A 6,478-nucleotide genomic window follows, 5' to 3' on the forward strand; every position below is an offset into this window, starting at 1 on the left:
GTAGCCCAGCAACAGGAGCAACAATTACACCAACAGCGAGTAATGGAAACGGAGGTCCATATACATTTGAATTATTTGATTCAACAAGTACCTCAGTATCAACAACGAGTCCATTTACAGATGTAGCTGCAGGAACTTATACTGTGGTAGCTACCGATAGGTTAGGTTGTACATCTGCACCAGTAACAGTAATTGTAAATCCAGTAACAGCAGTTACTTTTACTGCGGAACCTTTATGTTATGATGGAACTAATGGACAAATTGTAGTAACTGCTAACACAGGTAATGGTGATTATATTTTTAGTTTAAACGGTACAACATGGCAACAGCCAACACCATTAACATCAAATACCTATACTTTTTCAGGATTATCAGATGGTAATTACACGGTATATGTACAAGATGGTAAAGGTTGTACTGTTAATACTCCAGTAACTATTAATCCGCAATTATTAGCTACAGCTGATGTTACGAATGCAAGTTGTAATGATGGAGAAATTTTAATAAACCCTTCAGGAGGAACAGGAGCGGGAACTTATGTGTTCTCAGTCGTAACAGATGGTTTGTCTGCAGGAGCTTTTAGTACAACAAACCCTGTTACAACAGCAGTAGGAGTTTATGATGTTTATGTAAGAGATAACAATGGAGCAGCAGGATATTGTGAGTACATAATTCAAGATGTAGTTATTGATGCAGTAACACCTATTGATATTACAGCAACGGTAAACGAACCTACATGTAATGGAGATGCAGGTAGTGTAGATGGGCAAATTGTAGCAAATACAGGGCAAGCCCCACATACTATTGTTATTAGAAATAGTGCAAATGTAGTTGTTGATACAATTAATAATTTTTTAGGAGCTAATTTTAGCTTTAATAATTTAGTAGTAGATTCATATACGATTACGATTACAGATGATTTAGGATGTAGTGATACGTTTAGCTTCTCATTAACGAATCCACCAGCGATTCCAATGAATATAGAACCTATATTACCAACTGATTGTACGATAATTTCACCAGCAAATACGGGGCTTGATTTCAATTTTAAAAGCTTAACCTTAGCAAGTTTTGCACCGTATACATTAGAGTATACGATAGATGGTTCTACTTGGATAGACATGAGTACATTAGTTCATTCTATTAGTGTGGCACCACACCCAACACCAGGAGATAACTTATATTCAGTTAGAGGTTTAACACCTGGTCAGGTTTATTATCCGGCGATTAGAATAATGGATGGAACTACCATTAGATGTCAAGTTGATAATGGAATATTTGTAATGCCTTTCCAAGTAAGTGGTATTGTGGTAAATGTTGTTCCAAGTGGTAATTGTACCACCGGTTATAGTGCAACAGTGGAAGCAGTTAATGGTGTTGGGCCTTTTGAGTTTGGAATTAGTACAGACGACCCTATTAACACTGGTATTTGGTATCCTGCTGATGATCCAATAGGTAACCCAAGAGTAAAAGTTTTTACCAATATTATTCCTGGCTTAAACTATCAGTTTTTTGTAAGAGATACAAATACACTTTGTATTGAAATGAATGACGACCCAATTGATTATTCATTAATAGACTCTACTTTTGATGTAAACATTACATCCGCTGTAAGTAATCAATCATGTAATGGATCCAATAATGGTCAAATAGAGTTTACTATTGAAGACACAGATGGCGTTTTAACAGGAAATACAATAGGATGGGAGCTGTATGATGGAATAACAGATTCACCTTTAGGAATTACAGGTACCATAACAGATACAGAAACGTATCCTCATACTTTTAATGTTCCTCCTACAGCAACTTTAAATCCAGGGTTATATTTTATAGTAATTGAAAGTACTTCTGGTGGAACATGTCAATGGGCAAGTGGAGATATAGAAATTTTAGAAGGAGAATCTATAACAGGGAACTTAAATGTACTGAATAATATTACATGTAGTGTTGATGGTGCGGTAAGAATAGAAAATATATCTGGAGGTTTTCCTGGATACACATATAATGTAACGTCAGTAACTAATACTACATTAACAACACCAATAACATTAACAGGTAATACATTTAACATAGCTTATGGCGATGTGTCAGATGTAACTTTACCAGTAAATGTAACAGTTGAAGTCGTTGATACCAATGGTTGTACTGAAACTTTCGGACCAGTAGCATTAAGTGTAAGTATTTCACCTACAATCAATTTAGATAATGTAGTAAGTTGTGATAGTAATAAAACAATTACTGTTTCTGCGTCAAGTGGTTTAGCACCTTACCAATACTCTATAAATGGAGGAACTTTTACATCACCAACTTCAAACCCATATACTTTCAGTGCTTTAGCTGCAGGTAGTTATGATGTAGTTGTTAGAGATGCAAATGGTTGTACTGATAGTTTAATAGGAATTGTAGTTCATCCAGATATAGACTTTAACTTACAAGTAACTCAAAATGCAATTTGTACAGTAGACGGAGAGGTAACATTAAATATTACCTCAGGGGCTGGTGGAGACTACACTTATAGTGTTGATGGTAGCCCAGGAATAAACATAGGAGCTACAACAACAGCTACTATTACGCTGGCACCAGGAACATATAATATTACGGTTTCAGATGCCACTTCAGGATGTTCAGATACCAAAGCAATTACTGTTCAAGATCCAGTTCAACCTAGCTTTACACATGTAGCTGAAAATAGTTTATGTTCTGGAGATAACTCAGGAGTTATAACATTAACAGCAGTTGATAATGGAATTTTACCAATAAGCTATACAATTAGTCCAGTAGCAGGTACGTATGATGGAGCTAGTACATTCTCAGACTTACCACCAGGAACATACGATATAACAGGTACAGCAGTAAATGGATGTGATACAACTATAACAGGTATTGTAATAACAGAGTATGCTCCAGTTGTGTCAAGTACACCAATCGTTACAGAGTTTGGATGTACAACAGGTAATACTGTTAATGTAGCTAGTGTAGAGTTACCAGTGGGTATAGTAGGAGGATCAGGAACTTATAGTCGAGTAGTGTTTACATATACTCCAAATTCAGGATCAGTAGAGATATTAGATTCAAGTAACTTTATATTTACAACGACTAACACATCAGGAGGAACAGTAGATATCACGGTTTATGACGATCAAGGATGTTCAGGAACGACTTCAGCAACAATTCAACCATTTAATGAGTTGAGTGCACCTTTAGTTACACTAGACACAGCAATAACTTGTTCAACAGGAGAAGATATTACAGTTACTTATACGTCAACAGCACCAGTGGTAGCAAATATTAGCATTGAAGGAATTAATGGTAATACTTATGGGCTAGTAACTAATACTACAGGAGATTTTGATAATTTACCAACAGGAGATTATCAAATAACGATAGAGAATCCAACAACAGGTTGTGAGTTAGTAACCTACTATACAGTTGGAGACGAACCAGTATTTGATTTATTAATTACGGGTATAGAAGATGTAGACTGTCAAGGAGATAGTAATGGAAGTGCGGTATTAAACTTTAGTTCTAGTACGCCTTATACAAGCGGTTATACATATACTGTGTATACGTCATCAGGAGTAGCAACAGCTATTACAGGCGCAGGTACGGGAGGTACACCAACGACTATAACAGGTTTATCGGCAGGTACTTATTATGTAAGGATAGATATGGGCGCAAACTCACCATTTTGTGAGGCACAAAGCTCTAACTTTACAATAGCAGAGCCGTTAGCTCCATTATCAGTAGTAGGAAATACAAATCCAGTAGTAAGTTGTAATAATGGATCAGATGCTACAATTACAGCAACAGCAACAGGAGGCTGGGGTACTTATGTTTATCAATTAGAAGAGACATCAAACCCAGGAGTTGCTTACGCAGGAAATTCATATAGTTCAAATAACATTTTCACGAACTTACCAGCAGGAGACTACACAGTTGTAGTAAGGGATAAAGATGGAGTAGCAGGAAGATATTGTGAAGCTAGTAATCAGGTTGTTATAGCAAATCCAACACCAGTAACCTTTACGGTTAGTGAAACAGATAATGTATGTGATACTTCAGTAGGAGGAAGCATTGAAGTAAATGCATTAGGAGGTACTGGTACTTATACCTATACGCTGTCAAATTCAGGAGGGATTTTCGAGACTCAAACTTTAACAGCTACTACTTACACATTTACTAATTTACCAGCAGATACGTATACGGTGAATGTGGTAGATTCAAACGGATGTGATGCAGGAACCCCAACAAATGTAACGATCAACCCTGATGTTAACTTCTCATTAGTAGAAACTAAGAAGGTAGATTGTTCAGTATCACCAGATGGAATCGTAACCGTTGATTTTGTGAATTGGACTTCAGGAACAAGTAACTATACGTATGATGTTTCAGGTTCTGTAGAAGGATCGTTGGTAACCAATGTTGTTGTAACGAGTGATCCTTTCACGATTACAATTCCTAATGGAAACACAACCCCACAAACATATACAGTTACGGTACGAGATTTAGATGCTACACCAATGTGTGATGTTTCAAGAACTATTGAAATTCAACCAGAAATAAGACCAGACTTTACTCCAGTAGTAACAGCAAGTTTATGTTCTGGAGATAACTCAGGAGTTATAACATTAACAGCAGTTGATAATGGAATTTTACCAATAAGCTATACAATTAGTCCAGTAGCAGGTACGTATGATGGAGCTAGTACATTCTCAGACTTACCACCAGGAACATACGATATAACAGGTACAGCAGTAAATGGATGTGATACAACTATAACAGGTATTGTAATAACAGAGTATGCTCCAGTTGTGTCAAGTACACCAATCGTTACAGAGTTTGGATGTACAACAGGTAATACTGTTAATGTAGCTAGTGTAGAGTTACCAGTGGGTATAGTAGGAGGATCAGGAACTTATAGTCGAGTAGTGTTTACATATACTCCAAATTCAGGATCAGTAGAGATATTAGATTCAAGTAACTTTATATTTACAACGACTAACACATCAGGAGGAACAGTAGATATCACGGTTTATGACGATCAAGGATGTTCAGGAACGACTTCAGCAACAATTCAACCATTTAATGAGTTGAGTGCACCTTTAGTTACACTAGACACAGCAATAACTTGTTCAACAGGAGAAGATATTACAGTTACTTATACGTCAACAGCACCAGTGGTAGCAAATATTAGCATTGAAGGAATTAATGGTAATACTTATGGGCTAGTAACTAATACTACAGGAGATTTTGATAATTTACCAACAGGAGATTATCAAATAACGATAGAGAATCCAACAACAGGTTGTGAGTTAGTAACCTACTATACAGTTGGAGACGAACCAGTATTTGATTTATTAATTACGGGTATAGAAGATGTAGACTGTCAAGGAGATAGTAATGGAAGTGCGGTATTAAACTTTAGTTCTAGTACGCCTTATACAAGCGGTTATACATATACTGTGTATACGTCATCAGGAGTAGCAACAGCTATTACAGGCGCAGGTACGGGAGGTACACCAACGACTATAACAGGTTTATCGGCAGGTACTTATTATGTAAGGATAGATATGGGCGCAAACTCACCATTTTGTGAGGCACAAAGCTCTAACTTTACAATAGCAGAGCCGTTAGCTCCATTATCAGTAGTAGGAAATACAAATCCAGTAGTAAGTTGTAATAATGGATCAGATGCTACAATTACAGCAACAGCAACAGGAGGCTGGGGTACTTATGTTTATCAATTAGAAGAGACATCAAACCCAGGAGTTGCTTACGCAGGAAATTCATATAGTTCAAATAACATTTTCACGAACTTACCAGCAGGAGACTACACAGTTGTAGTAAGGGATAAAGATGGAGTAGCAGGAAGATATTGTGAAGCTAGTAATCAGGTTGTTATAGCAAATCCAACACCAGTAACCTTTACGGTTAGTGAAACAGATAATGTATGTGATACTTCAGTAGGAGGAAGCATTGAAGTAAATGCATTAGGAGGTACTGGTACTTATACCTATACGCTGTCAAATTCAGGAGGGATTTTCGAGACTCAAACTTTAACAGCTACTACTTACACATTTACTAATTTACCAGCAGATACGTATACGGTGAATGTGGTAGATTCAAACGGATGTGATGCAGGAACCCCAACAAATGTAACGATCAACCCTGATGTTAACTTCTCATTAGTAGAAACTAAGAAGGTAGATTGTTCAGTATCACCAGATGGAATCGTAACCGTTGATTTTGTGAATTGGACTTCAGGAACAAGTAACTATACGTATGATGTTTCAGGTTCTGTAGAAGGATCGTTGGTAACCAATGTTGTTGTAACGAGTGATCCTTTCACGATTACAATTCCTAATGGAAACACAACCCCACAAACATATACAGTTACGGTACGAGATTTAGATGCTACACCAATGTGTGATGTTTCAAGAACTATTGAAATTCAACCAGAAATAAGACCAGACTTTAC

The 6,478-nt window shown here is 36.8% G+C and carries 1 protein-coding gene; it reads left to right on the forward strand.

What is annotated here, in order from left to right; genetic code table 11:
- On the forward strand, nucleotides 1-6,478 hold a 6,478-nt coding region (locus ACKTSW_RS08480), incomplete at both ends, for a hypothetical protein (protein WP_408024847.1).

It is taken from the genome of Tenacibaculum sediminilitoris, from assembly GCF_964513795.1.
GTDB classification, from domain to species: Bacteria; Bacteroidota; Bacteroidia; order Flavobacteriales; family Flavobacteriaceae; genus Polaribacter; species Polaribacter sediminilitoris.